At 59.4% G+C, this 22,127-nt stretch carries 20 protein-coding genes; 5 read left to right on the top strand and 15 right to left on the bottom strand.

The window, feature by feature from the left end; all coding sequences use genetic code 11:
* The first annotated feature begins 489 nt into the window (after nt 1-489).
* Nucleotides 490-1,158, top strand: coding sequence for an AMIN-like domain-containing (lipo)protein (locus tag QP922_RS11045; protein ID WP_284809503.1), 669 nt, complete (start codon nt 490-492; stop codon nt 1,156-1,158).
* A gap of 87 nt (nt 1,159-1,245) precedes the next feature.
* Here QP922_RS11045 and QP922_RS11040 read toward each other — a convergent pair whose 3' ends face one another.
* From QP922_RS11040 to QP922_RS11025, 4 genes are all read right to left on the bottom strand, one after another.
* Nucleotides 1,246-3,525, bottom strand: a complete 2,280-nt coding sequence (locus QP922_RS11040; RefSeq protein WP_284809502.1) for a polyribonucleotide nucleotidyltransferase — start codon at nt 3,523-3,525, stop codon at nt 1,246-1,248.
* Nucleotides 3,526-3,664: 139 nt separating this feature from the next.
* Nucleotides 3,665-3,934, bottom strand: a complete 270-nt coding sequence (gene rpsO, locus QP922_RS11035; RefSeq protein ID WP_039675855.1) for a 30S ribosomal protein S15 — start codon at nt 3,932-3,934, stop codon at nt 3,665-3,667.
* A gap of 79 nt (nt 3,935-4,013) precedes the next feature.
* Nucleotides 4,014-4,934: a nucleoside hydrolase gene (locus tag QP922_RS11030; RefSeq protein WP_284809500.1), complete on the bottom strand. Its 921-nt coding sequence runs from the start codon at nt 4,932-4,934 to the stop codon at nt 4,014-4,016.
* Nucleotides 4,935-5,915, bottom strand: coding sequence for a bifunctional riboflavin kinase/FAD synthetase (locus QP922_RS11025; protein WP_284809499.1), 981 nt, complete (start codon nt 5,913-5,915; stop codon nt 4,935-4,937).
* 37 nt (nt 5,916-5,952) lie between these two features.
* Between QP922_RS11025 and truB the strand changes: the two genes are divergently transcribed.
* Complete coding sequence (gene truB, locus QP922_RS11020; RefSeq protein ID WP_284809497.1) at nt 5,953-6,846, top strand: tRNA pseudouridine(55) synthase TruB; 894 nt, start codon at nt 5,953-5,955, stop codon at nt 6,844-6,846.
* A 9-nt stretch (nt 6,847-6,855) separates the two neighbouring features.
* Here the strand turns inward: truB and QP922_RS11015 are convergent, their stop codons facing one another.
* The 9 genes from QP922_RS11015 to rimP form a co-directional block, all read right to left on the bottom strand.
* Nucleotides 6,856-7,530 carry a 4'-phosphopantetheinyl transferase family protein gene (locus tag QP922_RS11015; protein WP_284809496.1) on the bottom strand — a complete coding sequence of 225 codons (675 nt, stop codon included), beginning with the start codon at nt 7,528-7,530 and terminating at the stop codon, nt 6,856-6,858.
* Nucleotides 7,523-8,344, bottom strand: a complete 822-nt coding sequence (locus QP922_RS11010) for a metallophosphoesterase family protein (protein WP_039675862.1) — start codon at nt 8,342-8,344, stop codon at nt 7,523-7,525. The genes QP922_RS11015 and QP922_RS11010 overlap by 8 nt, the downstream gene beginning before the upstream one ends.
* Nucleotides 8,345-8,388: 44 nt before the next feature.
* Nucleotides 8,389-9,687: an MATE family efflux transporter gene (locus QP922_RS11005; protein WP_284809494.1), complete on the bottom strand. Its 1,299-nt coding sequence runs from the start codon at nt 9,685-9,687 to the stop codon at nt 8,389-8,391.
* On the bottom strand, nt 9,688-10,650 hold the full coding sequence (locus QP922_RS11000) for a DHH family phosphoesterase (protein WP_070672209.1): 963 nt from the start codon (nt 10,648-10,650) through the stop codon (nt 9,688-9,690). It abuts the gene before it with no gap.
* Nucleotides 10,651-11,094: a 30S ribosome-binding factor RbfA gene (gene rbfA, locus QP922_RS10995; protein WP_284809491.1), complete on the bottom strand. Its 444-nt coding sequence runs from the start codon at nt 11,092-11,094 to the stop codon at nt 10,651-10,653. It lies immediately after the preceding gene.
* A gap of 159 nt (nt 11,095-11,253) precedes the next feature.
* The gene (gene infB / locus QP922_RS10990; protein WP_070672212.1) at nt 11,254-14,007 is read right to left on the bottom strand and encodes a translation initiation factor IF-2; all 2,754 of its coding nucleotides are present in this window, start codon (nt 14,005-14,007) and stop codon (nt 11,254-11,256) included.
* 109 nt (nt 14,008-14,116) lie between these two features.
* Nucleotides 14,117-14,452: a YlxR family protein gene (locus tag QP922_RS10985; RefSeq protein WP_070672214.1), complete on the bottom strand. Its 336-nt coding sequence runs from the start codon at nt 14,450-14,452 to the stop codon at nt 14,117-14,119.
* A gap of 108 nt (nt 14,453-14,560) precedes the next feature.
* A complete protein-coding gene (nusA, locus tag QP922_RS10980; RefSeq protein ID WP_284809488.1) occupies nt 14,561-15,577 on the bottom strand; it encodes a transcription termination factor NusA in 1,017 nt (338 codons plus the stop codon).
* 3 nt (nt 15,578-15,580) lie between these two features.
* Nucleotides 15,581-16,147, bottom strand: a complete 567-nt coding sequence (rimP, locus tag QP922_RS10975; RefSeq protein ID WP_284809487.1) for a ribosome maturation factor RimP — start codon at nt 16,145-16,147, stop codon at nt 15,581-15,583.
* 37 nt (nt 16,148-16,184) lie between these two features.
* Between rimP and QP922_RS10970 the strand changes: the two genes are divergently transcribed.
* Nucleotides 16,185-17,054 carry a hypothetical protein gene (locus QP922_RS10970; RefSeq protein ID WP_284809485.1) on the top strand — a complete coding sequence of 290 codons (870 nt, stop codon included), beginning with the start codon at nt 16,185-16,187 and terminating at the stop codon, nt 17,052-17,054.
* Here the strand turns inward: QP922_RS10970 and QP922_RS10965 are convergent.
* Complete coding sequence (locus QP922_RS10965; RefSeq protein ID WP_284809484.1) at nt 17,051-18,820, bottom strand: proline--tRNA ligase; 1,770 nt, start codon at nt 18,818-18,820, stop codon at nt 17,051-17,053. The two genes, QP922_RS10970 and QP922_RS10965, sit on opposite strands and share 4 nt — an antisense overlap.
* Before the next feature lie 32 nt (nt 18,821-18,852).
* Between QP922_RS10965 and yaaA the strand changes: the two genes are divergently transcribed.
* Both yaaA and QP922_RS10955 read left to right on the top strand, forming a co-directional pair.
* Complete coding sequence (yaaA, locus tag QP922_RS10960; protein WP_284809482.1) at nt 18,853-19,572, top strand: peroxide stress protein YaaA; 720 nt, start codon at nt 18,853-18,855, stop codon at nt 19,570-19,572.
* A gap of 86 nt (nt 19,573-19,658) precedes the next feature.
* A complete protein-coding gene (locus tag QP922_RS10955) occupies nt 19,659-20,783 on the top strand; it encodes an ATP-binding protein (protein ID WP_284809481.1) in 1,125 nt (374 codons plus the stop codon).
* A gap of 4 nt (nt 20,784-20,787) precedes the next feature.
* Here the strand turns inward: QP922_RS10955 and QP922_RS10950 are convergent, their stop codons facing one another.
* Nucleotides 20,788-22,101, bottom strand: coding sequence for a DUF4921 family protein (locus QP922_RS10950; RefSeq protein ID WP_284809480.1), 1,314 nt, complete (start codon nt 22,099-22,101; stop codon nt 20,788-20,790).
* Between the last annotated feature and the right edge of the window lie 26 nt (nt 22,102-22,127).

Below are 22,127 nucleotides of genomic sequence, written 5' to 3'. Positions count from 1 at the left end.
CACATCACCACCACCCGCACACGCATAAGAGAAGAAGCCCAAAGACTCAAACAAGCCCTCGACGACTACCACCACCACCAACAACAACAACAGACCCAAGCAAAAGAAACCGAAGCAACAGAAGCCGCAGCACAAACCGGCGAAAACACCGACACCACCGACAACATCCCCTTCTAACCCCCAGCCGTCGAATCAAACGACGAAGACAAACCAAGAACTCGCTCAAAAGCCCAAACCTCAAAAATGGGCCCGTCGTTTAAAACGACGAAGGCGCGCGGGAACCGAGGGCAGGAAGGAGATAGAGAAAAGCCTTCCTAACGGTAAAAAGTCGGCGCAAATTCTTGAGCGGAACTTTTGAGAGCTAGGGAGGCTAAGCGGCCGGAGAATGCCCCGCGGGGTCCAGCGGGGTTAAGCAGTGATGCCCACGTGTTGCTGCTCGTTATGATGGTCTAGGGAGCTGGATCCTGCTGTCACAGCTGAAGGGAAAATATGACTCGCTCTATTGCACCGAACACCGTCTTCGGGGTCATCATTGCCGGATGTGCGTTGACTATCACCGCATGCTCTGAAGGTGGTTCGCGCACCACACATTCACCTGCTTTTAGTTCGGTTGAATCCAGCCCGCGAGTTGCTGAAGCACCAGCCAGTGAAGAAACGGCCTCAGAGGACTCGGGAGCGCAAAGCAGCTCGCAGGCAACGACTTCAGCACAGTTTGCGGGCATGGGTACAGCAGCGCTGGATAATCAGCATCACATGCCCGAACGGCTTGGAGATCTCACGCCAACTAAGGTGCGTGTGGGGGCTCACGATGGATTTACCCGCGTAGTCATTGATCTCGAAGGAAACGGCGAACCGGGTTGGTTTACCACCTACACGGACAGCCCAACTCAGCAGGCCTCCGGTTACCCGGTTGAGGCAGAAGGAAACGCTTTTCTCGACCTCGGAATCGAGGGAACTCCTTGGCCGTCGACGCCTGAGCTTGAACAAAAGCACATTAAGCCAGGAGTCACTCCGGGTGCCGGCGTCGTGAGCGAAGTCGTCTACACCGTCTCATTTGAGTCGCAGTCGCAATTCATCATTGGTCTGCAGAAGAGGACTCCGTACTCGGTGACATTTCTTGAGGACCCCAAACGACTTGTACTTGATTTCCAGGACTAGCGGCTAGCACTTAACAAGCTAAGAGCCCCGCCATCGCAGCCCATGAACGAGCTGGAGAGCGGGGCTCTGGCTTATGAGGTTAGGGAATTAGTCTTCCTCAACCGGAACCAGGGAAATCTTGCCGCGGTTATCGATGTCCGCGATTTCGACCTGGATCTTGTCGCCAACGTTGACCACGTCTTCGACCTTTTCGATGCGCTCGTCGCCGCCCAGCTTCGAGATGTGGACCAAGCCATCGCGGCCTGGAGTCAGGGATACGAAGGCGCCGAAGGCCACGGTCTTGACCACGGTGCCGAGGAAACGCTCGCCAACCTTGGGTAGCTGCGGATTGGCAATGCTGTTGACGCGCTCGATGGCGGCCTCAGCGGCCTCGCCGGTAGCAGCGGAGACGTAGACGGTGCCGTCTTCCTCGATAGAGACATCAGCGCCGGTTTCCTCGGTAATGGTGTTGATTGTCTTGCCCTTCGGACCGATGAGCTCACCAATCTTGTTGACCGGGATGGTCACCGAAGTGATACGCGGAGCAAGGCCGGACATCTCGTCCGGTCCCTCGATAACCTCAGCCATGGTTTCAAGAATGGCGGCGCGGGCATCGCGGGCTTGCTCGAGGGCGTCGGCAAGCACGTGCGAAGGAATGCCGTCCAGCTTGGTATCCAGCTGCAGAGCGGTGATGAACTCGGAAGTACCTGCAACCTTAAAGTCCATGTCACCGAAAGCGTCCTCGGCGCCGAGGATATCGGTCAGCGCCACGAACTTTTCCTTGCCCTTGACTTCACCGGAGACGAGGCCCATAGCGATACCGGCCACCGGAGCCTTGAGCGGAACACCTGCGTTGTACAGGGACAAGGTGGAGGCACACACCGAGCCCATGGAGGTGGAACCGTTGGAGCCCAGAGCCTCGGAGACCTGGCGGATAGCGTAAGGGAACTCCTCGCGGGACGGGATAACCGGCAGCAAGGCACGCTCAGCCAGCGCACCGTGACCAATCTCGCGGCGCTTCGGAGAACCCACGCGGCCGGTCTCACCCGTGGAGTACGGCGGGAAGTTGTAGTGGTGCATGTAGCGCTTAGACTCCACCGGGGTCAGGGAGTCAATCTGCTGCTCCATCTTGAGCATGTCCAAGGTGGTGACACCTAGGATCTGAGTCTCGCCACGCTCAAACAGGGAGGAGCCGTGGGCACGCGGGATAAGGTCCACCTCCACGCCGAGGTCACGCAGGTCAGTTACACCACGACCATCAATGCGGAAGCCCTCAGTGAGGATCTTGTTACGGACAATATCCTTCATCACAGCGTTGAAGGCGTTGCGGATCTGTTTGGAGGCATCCGCCTCCTCAATGTCATCGAACTCGTCAAGAAGATCGGCTTCAATCTGCTCCATGTACTCGTTCGTTGCATCATCACGGTCCTGCTTACCCGGGATGGTGAGCAGTTTCTGCAGCTTCTTGGAGGCTGCCTTCTCCACTGCCTCGTACACATCCTCGCTGTAGGCCGGGAAGAGCGGGAACTCTTGGGTCTCCTTCGCGGCGCGCTCAGCCAGACCTGCCTGAGCCTCGCACAGGGTCTTAATGAAGGGCTTGGCAGCTTCCAAGCCCTCGGCCACGGTGGATTCCTGGGGTGCCGGGGCGCCTTCTTTGATGCGTTCAGCCACGTTCACGCCGGCGCCTGCCTCCACCATCATGATGGCGACATCGTCCTTGTTGCCCTTCTTAACGATGCGGCCGGCAACGACCATCTCAAACAGGGCACGCTCGTGCTGCTCGTTGTTCGGGAAGGCTACCCACTGGCCCTTCGGGTGCTTGTCATCAGCAATGAGTGCCATGCGCACACCGCCCACAGGACCGGAGACCGGCAGGCCGGAGAGCTGGGTAGAGGCAGAAGCGCCATTGATGGCAACAACGTCGTAGTACTCTTCCGGGTCCATGGAGAGAACCGTGACGACAACCTGGACCTCGTTGCGCAGTCCCTTCACAAAGGTTGGACGCAACGGACGGTCGATGAGGCGGCAGGCCAGGATAGCCTCAGTGGAGGGGCGGCCCTCCCGGCGGAAGAAGGAGCCTGGGATCTTGCCCGCTGCGTACATGCGCTCCTCGACGTCCACGGTGAGCGGGAAGAAGTCGAAACCTTCGCGTGGCTGGTTGGACGCGGTGGTGGTGGACAGGAGCATGGTGTCCTCATCCAGATAGGTAGTCACGGAACCACCGGCCTGACGGGCGAGCTGGCCGGTCTCGAAGCGAATGGTACGGGTACCAAAGTCACCATTATCCAGGGTGGCGATGGCTTCGGTGATGCCATAGTCATCGTCGATAGCGAACTCGACGGTGTTGTTAGCGGTGTTCTTGGCGTTTTTAGCGTTTCTAGCGCTCATGTCTGTGACTCTCCTTGGAGGTGTCCTGGCGATCTTCGGTGCCGCCTCTTCGATTCGGTTTTCTGACAACGCCCAAGGATTTTACCAGATGGCATAAGAAAACCCCCGCAGGGAGTGCGGGGGTTGAACTGGTGCGTGCTTAGCGACGCAGACCCAGACGAGAAATCAGGTCACGGTAACGATCAACGTCGTTGGACTCCAGGTACTTCAGGAGGCCGCGACGACGACCAACCATGAGCAGCAGGCCACGACGGGAGTGGTGGTCGTGCTTGTGGCCCTTGAGGTGCTCGGTCAGGTTGTTGATGCGGGAGGTCAGCAGGGCAACCTGTGCCTCGGTGGAACCGGTATCGGTCTCGTGCAGGCCGAACTCCTTGAGGATTTCTGCCTTCTTCTCGGTGGTCAAAGCCATGGAAAAATCTCCTATTGTATTTCAGTCCACATGAAATAATGCGCAATTAAGCGCTGCAAGTGACTACTGTGGACCGCAGTCAGCAAGCCGAAGTAGAAGTATAGAGGCTGGTAAGCTTCGACATCAAATCATCAACGAAGCGCGGAGCATCCACGCCAACCGCGACGCGTGTCGTCGCAGAAGCAGATAGGCGTTCGGGGTCGCCGATAGTGCGCCCGTTTTCTTCACAGCGCAGGTTGAGTTCGATGCACTCGACCAACGACGGGTCAGCAGCGACGGCTACGGCAAGAGGATCGTGGAGCCCACAGCCACCTAAGTGCGGCGATGTCATGGCATAGGCACCAATGTAGTAGTCCACGATGTCGGCATATACCCGCCCTGCCGGGGTGGTACGCCACTGCGCGGTGTGCTCTGTAGTGAGAAGCGTGCGCAGCGTGACGTCGAGCCCCACCATGGTGAGGTCCTGCGCATGACGGAACACATAATCTGTGGCCTGCGGATCTTGGAAGACGTTGGCCTCCGCGTAGGGCGTGACATTGCCCGGCACGGTAAGCGCTCCGCCCATCATGACGATGCGAGCGTTGCGCGCGAAGTCCGGGTCCTTCTGCATAGCAGCCGCAATGCTTGTCGACGGCCCCGTGGGCACAATCACCAGCTCTTCCCCATGTTCCTGGACAGATTGGATGAGGAAGTCCACAGCATCACCCTGCGCGGCACGTCGCGGCGGGGGCAGCAGGATCTCACCGAGTCCATTGCGGCCGTGGATAAAGGCGGAAATCGGCGCTACGGTGAATCCCTCCCGCGTTGGCCCAGTATAGACGGGGACGTCGTCAGCACCGAGCAGCTCCAAGAGGGCACGTGCATTGCGCACACCAAGCTCCACAGGCACATTGCCATAGGTTCCGGTAATACCGATGAGGTCGAGGTCGGGGTGCGCTAGGGCATACGCCAAGGCCAAGGCGTCATCGATGCCGGTGTCGAGGTCAAGGATGATCTTCATTTAGGACTCCTGGGCAAGAATCTCACGCACACGTGCGACGTCGCGCTTCATGGCGGTGAGCAGTTCATCAACAGAGTTGAACTTTTCCATGTCGCGTACATGATCCACGAAGTGGACGGTGGCCTCGTGCCCGTATAGGTCAGCATCACGGTCGAGGACGAAGGACTCCACCGAGCGCTCTTCATCCCCGAACGTGGGATTCGTGCCCACAGAAATAGCTGCCGGGTAAGGCACGCTTGGTTCCATATCGCCTTCAACGGCTGCGTCGGTGGGCTCAATGACAAACCAACCCGCGTAGACACCATCGGCTGGAATGGCAACGGACTCGGGGAAGTACTGGTTGGCCGTCGGAAAGCCCAGCTCCTTACCACCACGCCCGGCGCCGCGGACGACGGGACCGGTCACCGAGAAGTGACGCCCCAATGCCCAATTCGCGCGGGAAATATCGCCGCGATCAAGTGCGGCACGAATATTCGTGGAGCAGATGCGCTCGCCGTCATCGTTCAGCAGCGGCACGATATCGACATCGAATCCGAACTCAGCGCCAAACTCTGCCAGAGCACTCGCCGTACCCGCAGCACCAGCACCAAAAGTGAAGTTCTCCCCCACCACAATATGCTTCGTATGCAGGTGACCGACGAGCAAGTCTTCTACGTACTGACGGGGCTCAACGCCGCGCATTTCTTGAGTGAAGTCGATAACGAGCACAGCGTCGATGCCCATCTCTTCAGCCAACTGCATCCGGCGCTCAAAAGTAACCACGGCCAGCGGTGCACGTTCAGGGAGGAAAACCGACACCGGGTGCGGATCGAAAGTCACCATTACTGCGCGGTAGTCATTGGCACGCGCATGGTCGACGGCCCTAGTAATGAGCTGCTGGTGGCCGCGGTGCACGCCATCGAAGACGCCGATGGTCACCGTGGTCGGCCCGAGGTCCGCGGGGATGTTATCGATTCCGTACCAAATATCCACGAGCACCATGCTATCCCACAACTGCCTGTGGCTTAGACTACAGGGCATGACTGATCCGCTCGCACGTTCCGGCCTCGTAGTCGTCGATAAGCCCGCAGGTATGACCTCCCACGATGTGGTGGGAAAACTCCGCCGCTATTTCCACACACGCAAAGTCGGTCATGCGGGCACGCTCGACCCCATGGCCACCGGCGTTCTGGTGGTGGGGTTGGAGCGCGGTACCAAGTTCCTAGCCCACATGGTGGCCTCGACGAAGACGTATGACGCGACGATCCGCCTGGGCATGGCCACCCACACCGACGACGCGGAAGGAGACCGCACTTGGGGCGAATCAGCAGAGAACCTGAGCGAGGAATCCATTGCCCAGGAGATCAGCAATCTCACTGGAGATATCATGCAGCGACCCGCCGCTGTCTCTGCCATCAAGATTGATGGCAAGCGCGCGCATGAAAGGGTACGCGCCGGCGAGGATGTGGAGATCCCCGCTCGTCCAGTGACAATCAGGCGCTTCGATGTCACGGAACTGCGCCGCGAGGGGGACTTCGTTGACCTCGACGTGTCTGTGTCGTGTTCCTCGGGCACCTACATTCGTTCCCTTGCCCGCGACCTCGGTGAGGCCCTCGGTGTGGGCGGTCACCTTACCGCGCTGCGCCGTACGGAGGTGGGGCCTTTTACGCTTGACGACGCCCTCCCCCTCCCCACCCTTGAAGAAAACCCCGTATTGTCCTTGTCTCTCGATGAGGCGCTAGCTCGCAGCTACCCAGTCCTCGACGTCACTGAGGACGAAGCTCGCGCCCTTGCTATGGGCAAGTGGCTTCAGCCGCGTGGGTTGAAGGGGACGTATGCCGCCGTCGATCCAGAAGGCCGTTCCATCGCGCTGGTTAAGGAAAAGGGCAAGCGCTTGGCCACGGTGTTTGTCGCACGTCCTTCGACGCTTTAAGCATCCCCGCTAATTATCGAAGTTGAGCGCGGGCACCGCGGTGGCCACGATGACATAGCCTTCCCGGATAATCCAGCGGCCAGTGATAAACGGCACTGGCGTGGGCCGCGCCAAGATATAGGAGATGAGCGTGCCATCAAGGCGCAGATCGATTTCGGCTTGGTCGAAGTCGAGCCAGCGCCGCGTCATGGGGAACCACGTCTTATACGTGGCCTCCTTGGCGCAGAACAACAGCCGGTCAGGGCACGTGACGCCAGCCTCTTGCAGCCGGGTTAACTGCGGCATCTCCCCTGCCCGGGCAATCATGGTCAAAACATGTTCCGGCAGCGGCTCAGCAGGTTCGGCATCGAGACCCATTGAGCGCACGTGGGTAGTAGGTGCAGCGACCGCTGCGCGCAGGCCCTCGGTGTGCGTCATCGAGCCTGTAAAACCATCTGGCCACAACGGCATGCCACGTTCTCCGCGGAGAATGGGCTCGCCACGGGTGTAGTTCAATTCCTCGAGGGCTCGGTGTGCGCACCAGCGGGCATCACCAAATTCGGCCTTGCGGATATCAACGGCTTGGGAAACCACCGAACGCTCCTCTGGGGAGAGGTGGTTGTAGTTGAGCAGGTCCGTGAACGAGTCATCGGTACGCACGTAGCAGTAGCGGGCGGCTTCTGGGAACAGGAAAGGCTCAAGCATGGTCTGCCCTCCCCGTCTTTTCATCAATTGCTAATACTGGATACGGCCAGGGCTGCAACCCTCCGTGCGCTTGCCATTCACGTGGATACCCTAAGGACACCTCAATGTGGTCAACACCGTCAATGTTCGTGCGGTTCGGCATATGAAGGTGGCCGTAAATAACAGCTTTGGCATTGTAGCGCCGCGGCCACGCCCTCGTGTGGCGGGTACCGCACCACAAAGCCACCTCTGGCCAGCGCATGTACAAGGTTGGTTCCTGAACCAAAGGCCAATGATTAACCAGAACGGTTTCTCCCTCCACGCGGGAGAGTCGCTTAATGGAATAGGCCAAGCGGTCCCAGCACCATGCGCGGACATCCACAAAAGGTGCGATGGCGAATTCGTCTGTCATAACAATCTGTTTTTGCTTGGCGCTAGCCAGTGCGTGTTCCACCGTGGTTCCGGGTGGACGGAAGCTGTAATCGTAGAGAGTAAACAGCGGAACTACGGTGACCCCGCCAAAGATTGGGAAAGGATCCTCTGGTGTAATGACACCAATTTCACGGCACCCTTCAACGAGGCGGTCGTATTTATCTCGGCCCTTATAAAGGTCTTGTCCTCGCGAAAACAGCTCGTGGTTGCCGGGCGCCCAGATAACGGTGGCATAGCGATTCTTCAGGCGAGCGAGAGTGCTGAGAACCAAGTCGATTCGCTCGGCCACGTCGCCCGCCACGATTAACCAATCACGGGGATCGGGAGGAACCAGTTCATCGATGCGGTCCCCGTTAACGCGTACAGCGGCATGGAGATCGGAGACGGCCCACAGGGTGGTCATGGTGCCTCCTTCACATAAATATTCCCTCTACTTTTACCACAGGGTTAGACCCGTGCCCACCGCATCGAGTAGAAGCGCCAGATCACGCCCACCATGCGGATAAGGATAAATGCCGCGATGCCGCCCCAGACTCCAACTAAGCCGGCGTTGAGGGCATAGGCCAACCACACGCCAGGTAGGAAGCCCAAGAGCACGGACGCTAGCGTCAGCGTGCGAAGGAAAGCAGCATCCCCCGCGCCCAAGAGAACTCCATCGAGAGCGAAGACCACTCCGCCGATGACGACAAGGAAGGTCATGACCCACCAAGGACCAGAAATAACGTCAAGAACCTCCGGGCTGGTGGTGAAAATGCGTGGGATAACGCCAGAACCCAGTGCAAGGACAGTAGCAAGCGCCAAGGAGAAAGTCGTGGAGTACACCGTTACCTTCGTGCCCACCGAGCGAGCATAACGCGCGGAGCCGGCGCCCAAAGCTGCACCTGTCAGCGCCTGGGCAGCAATGGCAAGAGAGTCCAGTACGAGGGCAAGGAAGTTCCACATCTGCATCATGATTTGATGCGCGGCAAGTTGCGCAGTGCCGATTCGGGAAGCCACCGCCGCTGCGGAAAGAAAAGCTACTTGGAAGCTCAGTGAGCGCACGATGAGGTCGCGGCCAAGGACCAATTGGCGGCGCACGACGTGCCACTTCACCTCCCATGAACCCGAGTGCTCTCGGCGTAGCTCCCGCACGAAAAAGGCTGCAATAATACCCATTCCCAAAACCGTGGCGGCGGCCGAGCCCGGCAATCCCCAAAAATGAACGAAAATGGGCACCGCGATGGCACCCGGAATCATGCCAGCGAGGGTGAAGTACAGGGGTTTTCGAGTATCTTGCACTCCCCGCATCCAGCCATTTCCGGCCATCTCAACGAGTGTGAGAGGAATTGCGAAGGCCGCAATGCGCAGCCACTGGGCTGTTCCTTGAGCTGTTTCCGGATTACCGGTCAGCCAAGAAGCGAAAACTCCCGCGAAGAGCCACATGATGGTCGCCAAAATCATACCGACACCCACGGCGACCCACGTGGCCTGGACACCTTCGGCCACAGCTTCCTCGCGTTTTCCTGCACCGAACAGGCGTGACGACCGCGCGGTCGTACCATAAGAAAGGAAGGTGAGCTGGGTAGTGACTACCGAATGCAGGGTGGCCGCCGCACCTAGCGATGCCAATTGGGAGGCGCCAAGCCGTCCCACGACTGCGGTATCAAGCAAAAGGTACAGCGGCATAGCCGCAAGAACACCAAGTGCGGGAATGGCGAGGCGAAAAACCTCGCCGGCGGTTACCTTGACTGGTTGCTCGAGCGCCATCTAGGTCAGCGCACCTACCAGCTGTGCAGTAACTTCCTCAGGGGTTCCGTGCGCGGTGTAGCCGGCTGCTGGGACGTGTCCTCCCCCACCGAAAGTGAGGGCCACGTCCGCACAGTTAACGGCGGAGGATCGCAGAGACACCGCCCACACCTGGGGAGCCTGTTCCTTAAAAACGACGCCGATATCAGTGCCTTTCAAGGCACGGACGTAATCCACGAAGGATTCAATGGCAGAATCTGCGTGGGAGATGACTTCCTCATAGGGCACGAAGAGCACGGCGAGGCGGTGCTCGCCTGCTTCCTTAATGGTGAGCCCAGAAAGCACACGGCCGATCATCTGGAGGTCATCGGCAGTATTGGAATCCATAAGCTCAAGCGCGATGTTCTTGGTATCAAGCCCGTAGAGCATAAGGCGCGCAGCAATGTCATGCATGGCGGGACGCCCCCAGCGGAAGTTACCGGTATCGGTCACTAGTCCCGCATAGAGGCAGTGCGCAATGACCCGGTCAATCTGGACGGAGATTCTATCGAGGATATCCAGCAGCACGACCGTCGTGGACTCGCACACCGGATCCACCACGTTAATCGAGCCAAAACCCTCGTTCGAGGAGTGGTGGTCGATGCACAAAACACGGCCGGCAGCGGCCATCTCTGCGATGCTGTCCGCTACCGAGCCAGTACGGTCCAACGAGCCACAGTCCAGGGTGACGTACAGGTCGTAGCCCATAGGAAGCTCATCTACCAACTCAATTTCATCCACAGTCGGAATAGAAAACAGGTTGGCGGAAATATCCCGACGCTGACCGATGACTGTGCGGGTTTGCTTACCGCGTTGGCGCAGGGCAAGGGTAAGCGCTGCCGCCGAACCCACTGCATCAGCATCTGGCCGCAGATGTGTAATGATGCAGACGCTGCTGGCTTGCACCAGCGCATCCACTGCAGCTTCGTAGTTGGTCCGCGACACTTAGTCCTCTTCCCTATCCGAGGTCTTGTACGGGTTTGCATCACCAGCCGGCTTCGCATTCTCCTTCAGCTTCGCCAACTCCTCATCTCGTGCGCGGGCACGGGCGAGGAGGTCCTCCATATGTGCGGAAGCCTCGGGGACAGTATCAAGCTCGAAGGACAACGTCGGAGTAAAACGCACTGAGAGCTGGTCACCCACAATCTTGCGCAGCTGACCTCTGGCTCGGTTAAGGGCTTCAGCAGCTTGGGCGAAGTCGGGTTCTGAGTCAATATCTTTACCGCGAACGGTGTAGAACACGGTGGCATCATGTAGGTCACCGGTAACGCGGGCGTCGGTGATAGTCACCAATTCGAGGCGGCGATCTTTAATCTGGCGTTCGATAGCACTGGCCACGATGGCCTGGATGCGCTTGGCCATGCGGGCCGCACGTGCGTGATCAACCATGGTGATGCTCCTTTGAGTTCAGTTCGTAATAACTAGTCTAGGATACCGATCCGATTCGGCCTGCCGAAACCGCGCGGAAGGAACAACACGGAAAGAACAGCAAAGCCCAGCCAGGAATACTGGCTGGGCTTCATTCACTGGCGAGCTTGTTGCACGCGATTAGTCGCGTGGAACCTCGACCTCTTCGTAGGCTTGGATAATATCGCCTACCTGGATGTCCGGGTAGGACAGGACCATACCGCACTCGTAGCCGGCATTGATCTCGTTGGCATCATCCTTTTCGTGACGCAGCGACTCAATCTTCGCATCGCTGGTGACGACGTTGCCGTCACGCACAAGGCGAACCTTGCCGTTGCGCTTGACCTTGCCCTCGGTAACCATGCAACCAGCGATGGTGCCGACAGCGGAGGACTTGAACAGTGCGCGGATCTCTGCGGAGCCGGTATCGCGCTCCTCGTAGATGGGCTTGAGCATGCCCTTGAGAGCAGCCTCGACCTCTTCGATAGCGCGGTAAATCACCGTGTAGTAGCGCACATCGACGCCCTCGGCGTTTGCTTCCTCGGTGGCCTTACCCTCAGCGCGGACGTTGAAGGCAATAATGACGGCGTCGGAAGCTGCTGCCAGGGAGACGTTGGTCTGAGTGACGGCACCAACACCACGGTCGATGATGTTGAGCTGTACCTCGTCGTCGACGTCGATCTCCAGTAGCGCGTCCTCGAGGGCTTCGACCGAACCGGCGTTGTCGCCCTTGAGAATAAGGTTGAGCGTCGACGTTTCTTTGAGCACTGCATCCAGATCCTCGAGGGAAACGCGCTTGCGCGCCTTTGCCTGCAGAGCGGAACGCTTGCGAGCATCGCGCTGCGCTGCAATCTGTCGTGCCACGCGGTCGTCTTCAACAACGAGCAGGTTGTCACCAGCACCCGGCACGCCATTGAGACCCTGAACCTGAACCGGACGGGACGGGCCCGCCTCTTCGACGTCGTTGCCGAACTCATCAAGCATGCGGCGTACACGGCCGTGCGAGTCACCGACGACGATGGAGTCACCGATGCGCAGCGTACCGCGCTGAATGATGACAGTAGCCACCGGGCCACGGCCACGGTCGAGGTGTGCCTCGATAGCAGCACCCTGGGCGTCCATGTCTGGGTTCGCGGTGAGCTCCAGCGCAGCATCCGCAGTCAGGATGACAGCTTCCAACAACTCATCAATGTTGATGTTGTTCTTAGCCGAGATGTCCACGAACATGGTGTCGCCACCGTACTCTTCCGGTACGAGACCGTACTCGGTGAGCTGACCACGAATCTTGTCCGGGGATGCCTCTGGCTTATCAATCTTGTTCACTGCCACCACAACCGGGATATCCGCGGCCTTGGCGTGGTTGATTGCCTCGATGGTCTGCGGCATCACGCCGTCATCAGCAGCAACCACCAGGATGGCCAAGTCGGTCGACTTGGCACCGCGGGCACGCATAGCCGTGAAGGCTTCGTGACCAGGGGTATCCAGGAAGGTAATGGTGCGCTCGCCATCTTCGAGGTCAACGGTGGTCTGGTAAGCACCAATGCCCTGGGTAATGCCGCCAGCCTCATCCGCACCTTCGTTGGTCTTACGGATGGTATCGAGCAGGCGGGTCTTACCGTGGTCAACGTGGCCCATGACGGTCACGACCGGCGGGCGTTTCTCCAGAGCCTCTTCGCCGCCCTCGTCCTCACCAAACTGGAGGTCGAAAGACTCGAGCAGCTCACGGTCCTCGTCCTCTGGGGAGACGACCTGAACCTCGTAGTTAATCTCAGAGCCAAGCAGCTGCAGAGTGTCCTCGGAGACGGAAGCCGTTGCGGTCACCATTTCACCAAGGTTGAACAGTGCCTGGACCAATGCTGCCGGATCGGCACCGATCTTCTCAGCGAAGTCCGCCAGGGAAGCACCGCGACGCAGGCGTACGACCTTGCCGCCACCGTCAGGCAGGCGTACGCCGCCTACCTCGTGCTTCTGCTGCTCTTCAAACTCATGGCGCTTCTGACGCTTCGACTTCTTGCCACGACGAGGAGCGCCACCAGGACGGCCGAATGCACCAGCGGTGCCGCCGCGACGGCCGCCGCGTCCACCGCGGAAACCGCCAGGCCCGCCACCGGGTCCACCGTGGCCAGGGCCGCCACCGCGACCACCACGGCCACGACCGCCGCCTCCGCCGCCAGGGGCCTTCGACGGCATGCTGGCCGGGTTCGGGTGAGACGGCATCATGGCTGGCGATGGACGACGACCACCGCCGCCCTTGTTGCCTTCACCCTGCGGGCGTCCGCCGCCCTTGTTGCCACGGGTATCACCCGGCTTAGCGCCGGGACGCTGACCCTTCGAGCCACCCGGACGCGGTCCGGGGCTTGGGCGATCGCTGGAGCCACCCGTGGAGAACGGGTTGTTGGCTACGCGGCGAGTACCACCCGGCTTCGGCATGGAACGTGGCGTAGCGCGTTCGCCGCTCTTAGCCGTGCTCTTCTGCTGAGCGCCTGGCTTAGGGGCGCCACCCGGCTTGGGCGCGTTTGCGCCCGGTTTCGGGGCTCCGCCTGGCTTCGGTGCAGCTGCACCCGGCTTCGGAGCACCACCCGGTTTGGGTGCGCTTGCTCCGGGCTTCGGGGCCGCGCCTGGCTTCGGGGCGGACGCAGCAGACTTGTTGTCTGCCGGCTTCTTCGCGGCAGGCTTTTTCGCACTCGAACCGGATGCGGCAGGCTTATCCTTTTTCTCCCCGCTCTGGTCTTCCTTAGATTCGTAGTGCGCACGCATCTTCTTCACCACCGGCGGTTCGATGGTCGAGGACGCGGTCTTAACGAACTCGCCCTGTTCCTTCAGCGTGGCGAGTAGTTCCTTGCTGGTTACGCCGAGCTGTTTTGCCAACTCGTGTACGCGTAGCTTTCCGGGCACTTGTCTCCTCTTTAATCGTCCTAGGAGCCAAGGCCGCGGAACACGGCTTGACCCCTAGTTAATGGCTATGGACTTTCATCGCTGATGCTGCTTCATGGTTGTGCGCTCATCAGTGTTCGGTCTTCCTTTTTAACTCTGGGTCGCACGGGCTAACGCCCGCCGACTGCACCTGCTGCAGAGCAGCAAGGTACTCACGTACGTGACCTGTGTCCACATCAGTGGACAACCGGAGCGCGCGCCTGAAGGCACGAGTTCGCTCCGCCAGCGCTACTGCTTCCAGATCTGGCGTAATCCACGCTCCCCTTCCGGGCAACGTGCGGCGCGGGTCTGGAACGACACGGCGACCTTCAGGATCGTCCCTATCGGCGACGACTCTGAGCAGTTCCGTGTCGGGATGCTTCTGGCGCGTGGCGATACAAGTACGGAGTCGTTGTCCCTGAGACATCCAACTCCTTACGTTGCGCCGCCACTATTACTACGCCACAGCATTCCTGCATGTGGGCCGTTGTCTAGTCTACGCGAAAACGGGCCAAACCTTTAATTCCGGCGCGGTTTAGTCTCGTGCAGCGTCGGAGTGAATATCAATCTTCCATCCGGTCAGACGTGCTGCAAGGCGGGCGTTCTGGCCTTCCTTGCCAATAGCCAACGAAAGCTGGTAGTCGGGCACGGTAACCTTGGCCACCTGCGCCTCTTGATCCAGGACCTCCACGCGGACAACCTTGGAGGGCGCTAGGGCATTGCCCACGTAAACGGCAGGATCCTCGTTGAAATCGATAATGTCGATCTTCTCGCCGCCGATTTCACGCATGATATTGCTCACGCGCGCACCTTTCGGACCAATGCAAGCTCCCTTGGCGTTGAGACCCTTGGCGTGCCCCACAACAGAGACCTTGGAACGGTGTCCAGCTTCGCGGGCGATGGCGATAAGCTCTACGGCGCCGTCAGCAACTTCTGGAATCTCAAGCTCGAAGAGGCCTCGTACCAGTTCTGGGTGCGTACGCGACAACGTGATCTGAACCTTGGCACCGTTTCGGTTAACACCCACGACATAGGCCTTCACGCGGTCACCGTGCTCGAGTTTCTCGCCCGGTAGCTGTTCGGCCGGCAGCAAAATAGCATCCTGCGAATCATGCTCGGTACCCAACTGCACCACAACGACGCCTCGTTTATTAGCGTGAATATCGCGCTGGACCACGCCTGATACAACCGTTCCGATGAGCTCAGAATAGGAGTCGTAGGTGCGCTCTGCCTCATCCTCGCGCAGCTTGCGCAGGATGGCATCACGTACTGCCTGAGCACCAATGCGGCCGAAATTCTCCGGGGTGTCATCGAATTCGCTGATGACCTCACCAGTCTCCGGATCGCTCTCGGTGACGATGACCGCCACAGCGCCGGTATCAGCATCGATGTCCACGCGGGACTTCGTGCCGGCTGCCTTAGTCTCGGCAGACTCAGTACGGTAATCCAGGTAGGAATACAAAAGGGCACCCGCGATGGCTTCGAGCAGGTCCTTGACGGGGACGCCACGCTCGCGCTGAATCGTACGAAGTGCCTCTAGGTCGATATTCACTTATTAATCCTCTCGGGTTGCCGAGTTCTGCTCGGCGAAGTCAAACGTCTGCATAGCCGCCTCCAGCTCCTGTGCTGAAGGTTGAGCAAATTCAATTTCTACCACTGCACGGGTGAGGTTTTCCAATCGCTGAATCTGGTACTGCACCTCCTTCTTCACAGTCGTGATGAGCGCCACTGATTCCCCATCCTCCGATACGGCGCCGATGCGGGCGACGTGGGTGGTATCGGGGGCGTCGACAAGAGCAAAGCCCACAAGGCGCTGACGGTTACGGCGCCAGTGCCGCGCGGCGGTAAGTGGGAAATCCACGCCTGGAGTCGAGACCTCAAGGGTGTAGCCAGCACCAAAGCTGAGCTCGCCTGCATCTTCCTTCGCATCGAACAACGCAGAGATTTCCTGCGACAATTCCTCAATGACATCGGAGCTGGGTCGCTCGTCACCGTCGACGCGGATGATGACCTGTGATTTCTTTCCCGCACGTGTGGTCTTCACGTCCTCAACGTCGAGGCCCCGGGACGCAGCGACCGGTTGCAGGATGTCAGTAAGTTGAGCGGGTGTTGGGAATGCCATGCGCTCTAGACTAGGCCACACGGGTAGGGTCTATCGCGTGAACCGCCGAGTAGTAGTACCTGCCTTGTTCCTCTGTGCCGCGCCGTGGCTAAGTGGCTGCCAAGCCACCGATGCCATCGTGGATTATTTTGGACCGCGCGCTGACCCCGCCTTAGCCTCCCTGGCGCAGGCAGCACGTGCTGATTCTGAAGCACTGAAGGAGATCGATGCCGATGCCGCGTCGCTTCGTGCACAGCAGGCTGAGGAGCTCTACGCGGAAATTGAGCGTCTGTGTGGCCGCAATGAGGAAGGCAAAGCCCCACGCTCCTGCGAGGTCGACCACGATACTGAGCCGCGGGAGGCTTCCGATGTTGCGGCCGTGCTTGGCGACGCCTCCGCCGCCACCGAAGAGCAGATCGACCATGTCGCATCCGAGTCCCGAGCACTCGTCGTGGCTCAGGCCATTGCGCTCGAATCCTGGAATGGGGAGGAACCGGGTGATACGCCCGAGCTCACCACCGCGGAGCAGGATCAGGCAGCGGAGCTACTCGAATGGGAATACCAGCAGGTATATGCCCTTGACTTTGCTCGCTCTTATGTCACTGCCGATCTGGAGGAAACCATTGACGAGCGCCTCTCCCTGCATGAGCACCGAATCCTGCTTCTGCAGGCGGCTCTCGCGCAGCTCGGCACGGTGCCCCAGTCAGCCGCTGCCTATGACTCCCCCACCGATGGACTACCGAATGATGCCGACTCCGCTCGTTCCTTCATCGACGAGGTAGCCCACAATGACACGTTGAAATGGACCGATGCCGCGACGCACGCCGCGGCAGCATCGGAGAGCGACAGCGAGGCTGAAGCCACCGCTGCATGGCGGCGATGGCTCATAGCGGTGGCTGCTCAATCGCACCGCCTTCACGCTGCTTAGCCGCGGATGAGCTCGGTGAGGGTATCCACGATCTCGTCAGCCGGTACCTCGCGGGTCTCTCCACCGCGGATGCGCAGCTCAATGATGCCGTCGGCGAAGGAGCGACCAAGGATTGCAATAAAGGGCATGCCGAGTAGTTCGGCGTCCTTGAACTTCACGCCTGGGGAGACCTTAGGGCGATCGTCGAAAAGCACCTCGATGCCCGCACGGTCCAAGTCCTCCACAAGCTTCTGACCGGCTTCCATGGCGGCAGCGTCCTTATTAGCCACAGCCACATGCACCTGGTACGGAGCTACGGCCACAGGCCAGTTGAGGCCCTTCTCATCGTGGCGCTGCTCCGCCAAGACAGCGAGCATGCGGGTCACGCCAATGCCGTAGGAACCCATAGTGGGAACAGCGCGCTTGCCATTCTCATCGAGGATCTGCACGTCAAAGGCTTCGGTGTACTTGCGACCCAACTGGAAAATGTGGCCCAGCTCAATGCCGCGCTCCAGGGTCAGCGTGCCCTGGCCATTCAGGGCAGGGTCGCCTTCCTTAACCTCGGCGGCCTCAATGAACTCATCCACGGTGAAATCACGGCCGGCCACCAAACCGACGACGTGACGCTGCGGGGCATCCGCGCCCGTAATCCACGAGGTTCCGGAGACAACGCGCGGGTCGGCATAAACCTTCACGTCGTGAGCGTTAAGCGCACGCGGACCGACGTAGCCCTTGACCAGGAAGGAATTCTTCTTGAAGTCTTCCTCCCCTGCGAGCTCGAACTCAGCCGGTTCCAGTGACGCTTCGAGGCGCTTCTCATCGAGACCGCGGTCTCCCGGAATGAGCACAGCGGCGAGCTCCCATTCCTTCTCTTCCTCCGTGGCCGCGGGACCGGCTACCTTGATCATCATGCACTTGAGGGTGTCCGCTGCGGTGACCTCGTGGTCGTCGACAGTAATGCCGGCACCCTGAGCCCACTCCACCAGAGACTCAATGGTCTCGGATTTCGGAGTCTCGTGCTCCTGGGCCTCCGGCAGACCCTCGAAGGGGATTTCTTCCGGCGCCTGGGTGACTACGGCTTCCACGTTGGCGGCGTAGTCGCCTTCAGTAGAGCGAACGAAGGTATCCTCGCCCACCTCGGACACGGCGAGGAATTCCTCGGAGGCCGAGCCACCCATAGCACCAGAGGTGGCCTTACAGATCGCGTAATCGATCTCTAGTCGGTCGAAGATGTTTTGGTAGGCCTTGCGGTGGCGGGCATAAGACTCATCGAGCCCCTCGTCCGTCATGTCGAAGGAATAGGAATCCTTCATGGTGAACTCGCGGCCGCGCAGCACGCCGGCGCGCGGGCGCTCCTCATCGCGGTACTTCGTCTGAATCTGGTAGAGCGTGACTGGGAAATCCTTGTAGGAGGAGTACATATCCTTCACCGCGGTGGTGAACATCTCTTCGTGGGTCGGGCCCAGCAGCATGTCGGCGCCCTTGCGGTCCTTGAGTCGGAAGAGATTATCGCCGTATTCCGTCCAGCGGTTTGATTCCTCATAAGGATCGCGCGGCAGCAGCGCCGGGAAGAGAACTTCTTGGCCGCCAATGGCGTTCATCTCCTGGCGGATAACGTCCTCAATCTTGCGCATGGCGCGAAGACCAAGCGGCAGCCACGTGTACACGCCCGGCGCGACGCGGCGCACGTAACCTGCACGGACGAGAAGCTTGTGGCTGGGTACTTCGGCATCAGCCGGATCCTCACGAAGAGTGCGGAGGAAAAGCTCAGAAAGACGTGTAATCATGGTTGTTCAGTCTACATCGCTAGCATGTAGCCATGCTGATCATCCTCCCTCCATCTGAGACAAAGGCCCACGGCGGCAACGGCGCTGCCCTCAACTGGGATGGGCTCTCCTTCCCAGCACTCAATCCCACTCGGCGCGACATTGCCGCAGAGCTTCAGTCTCTCGACCTTGATGAAGCCCTCGAGGTACTGAAGATTTCGGAGAAATTGCGCGCGGAGGCCGAGTCCAACCACCAGTTGGAATCCTCGCCCACCATGCCTGCACTGGAGCGCTTTACCGGCGTGCTGTACGACGCCCTCGATGCCCCTTCCCTTCCCCCAGAAGCGCGGCGCTACCTCGCGGTAGGCGATGCCTTATTTGGTCTGGTACACGCCGATGACCTCATCCCGCACTACCGGCTCTCCGGTGGCACGAAATTGGGTGGGAGGACTCTCAAGTCACGGTGGGGTACTGCCATTAGCGACGAGCTGCGCGCGCTTGCCGCCGAGGAACTGGTCATCGACATGCGTTCTGGCACCTACCAGCAGCTGGGCAAGCTCAAGGAGGCCGCTACAGTCCGGGTGGAGTCTCTCCAAGAAGACGGCTCACGCAAGGTGGTCTCCCACTTCAACAAGCACTACAAGGGGCAACTCGCTCGAGTACTCGCGCTCCACGGCAGCGAGGTGGAGTCCATCGACGATGCGGCACGGGTTGCTGAGGCTGCTGGTATGAGCACTGAGCTTCGTGGCAGTGAGCTAGTCCTCGTGGTCTGACTTATCCATTTATCCATTTATCCAGCCCCTGCAATTTATCCATTTATCCATTTATCCATTTATCCAGCTGGGGTATCATTGGCCACATGACTGGAAACCCGTTTCGTCCTACATTCGGCGCCAGCCCCCTAAAATGGGCTGGCCGCAACGCGGTGCTCGATGACTTTCGAGCAGGGCTCAATGGCGGCGTGGGAAACCCAAATCGCGCCATGCTCATCAGCGGCCACCGCGGGATGGGAAAAACTGTTTTGCTTACTGAACTCGAGGATATCGCCGCACAGCAGGGTTGGGTCATCATCAGAGTGAGCGGACGCAGCGACGCTATCAAGGAACTTGTCGAATCCATTATTCCCTCCAAAATCCAAGAACTTACTTCCCCTTCAACTCGCCGTATCAAAGAAATTCGTATCGCAGGCGTCGGCGGTATAGGCACCGAAGAAACGAGTGTTCCACCAGTGCCAACGCTCGAATCGAAGCTCAGAGAACTATCCGGCCACCTTCATGAAAGCGGCATCCTCATCACTATGGACGAGGTTCAAGACGCTGATCCATCAGATCTCGAGCGCATCGCCGTAGCCTTTCAGCACCTCGTACGTGACGAATTCACCGTGGCTATAGTCATGGCGGGTCTCACTGCTGGCGTGGACCAACTCTTACACTTGCCCGGAACTACATTTTTGCGCCGCGCCCGACGTTTCCGACTAGGACCAGTAAACTCTCCTGCAACGCTTGCCGCATTCACGGACACTTCTGCCCTTACGCATATCCACTTCGATGCCGACGCAGCTGTAACCGCCTCCAACGCCAGCCACGGCTACCCTTTCCTCATCCAGCTCATTGGCTATCTAGCGTGGAAGTCAGCAGCAGCTGCCAACCATGCTGTGATCACCACAGCGACGGTGAAGGATATTATCCCTGAAGCAGTCTCGATGATGGGCGAGCAAGTTCATGACCCCGCAGTACGCGCACTAACACCTCGGCAAATGGACTATCTTTACGCTTTAGCACGCGTGGCAGACAACGCGGGGGAAGCCCTATCCCGAGCGGTGGCTGAAGAATTGGAGTCTTCAACGACGTCGACTAGCGAAGTGAGGGCTCGACTCCTAGAACAAGGGCTTATCGATGCTCCTCGCCACGGCACGGTCGCACTGGGGCTGCCCTATCTGCGTGAGTATTTAAGCTCTGGTGGTGAGCAAACGCTCGTAGATTGACGCGCTACACCAACGGGTTATAGCGCAGACTGTTGCGCTTAAGCTCGCACTCCGTGGCAATGGCGATGCCGGAAGCGATTTCGCCTCGTTCGCGCAGGCGGAAAAGCGCATCCACGACGCGGTCACGCAGACCCCATGGATCGATGGTGTTGATATAGACCTTGGTGCCGCCCTCAAATCCGGCGAGTGTGGATACACGTAGCTTGATCATGACGCGCCACGGCTGCGGCAAGTCCACACTGGGTGGGCGGTGGTGCCACTCTTCGTTGCAGGCCACGTCTGGTCCGACTGCCGCATGCGCGGCGTGTATGAGATCCGACATGCCGCGAACCTCACCTGGGGTTTGTTCCCATGGCTCACAGCGCGGCGACTTGGAAAATATTTCCAAAGTGGGATAGCGGTGCCCAAAACCAGCGAAGAGCACTGCATACTCATTTTCTGCGATTACGAGATTGCGTTTGGCGGCGTAGCCTACTGCCCAGTCGTTGTACATGTTTGGGTGCCCGCGCAAGATGGCGTTCTCCTGGTTAGCAGCCATACCCAGGGCGTCGATAGCCACGAGCTGCTTGTGCAGGTGGTCAAAGGACGCGCCTGCGGGAGCTAACCAGTTTTGGAAGACAGCCACGTAGGCAGCGTAACGGTTACGTTGGTAAAGCTCACGGGTCGAATCAGCGGTGAAGGTCGTGAGCAAGAAATGTTCATCGGGGCTCAGCGTGCCCGAGGAGGCCAGCTGGCTATCGTTCGTGGCGCCGTCGACGAAGTGGCGCGAGCCGATAATGACGTCGTGGCAGCCGCCAAAGAAGCCGTCGGCGAGGGCGAGGAGGGATTCGTCGTCAAGCTCTGCGTCCTTTCCCGCCGCCGTGAGTTTTGTGCGCACGACGTTCAGCACGTGCGCACGCCCGGCCTCATCGGCCTCATAGCGTTCTTTGTGTCGTGCCAAATCGTCACCCATGGTGAAACCATAATTGTCATGCCAATAGTCGTAGGAGACGATTTCAAACAAGTTCGGAACTCGTCTGAAGGCTGGACGTGAACTATCGAGCTCGTGCGGCAAAAGGCCGCGCTGGATCTCCCCTGAGGAAAGGATGCGGGACTTCTCAGGTGGGGTATCCAGCATGCGACCAGAGCAGAAGGCACAGGTCTGAGAGTAAGCGTCAGCACCTAGCGGCTGTGGGTCTTTTGCGGGGCGCGCGAGCGGGCGGTTACCGCGACCTGGCACCGTCCACACCTCGGTTCCGGAAAAGGGATTGACCTGTTTTACGGTGCCATCCGCCATGGTCTGGATTGGCTCGACGCGGCTAAAGAGTGCTTGGCTCATGCAGCCCAGCGTAGACCCCCACACAT

Origin of the sequence: Corynebacterium sp. MSK218 (genome assembly GCF_030232655.1) — a bacterium.
GTDB lineage: Bacteria > Actinomycetota > Actinomycetes > Mycobacteriales > Mycobacteriaceae > Corynebacterium.
The sequence above is the reverse complement of the archived record's forward strand: the minus strand, read 5'-3'. Positions and strand labels throughout refer to the sequence as shown.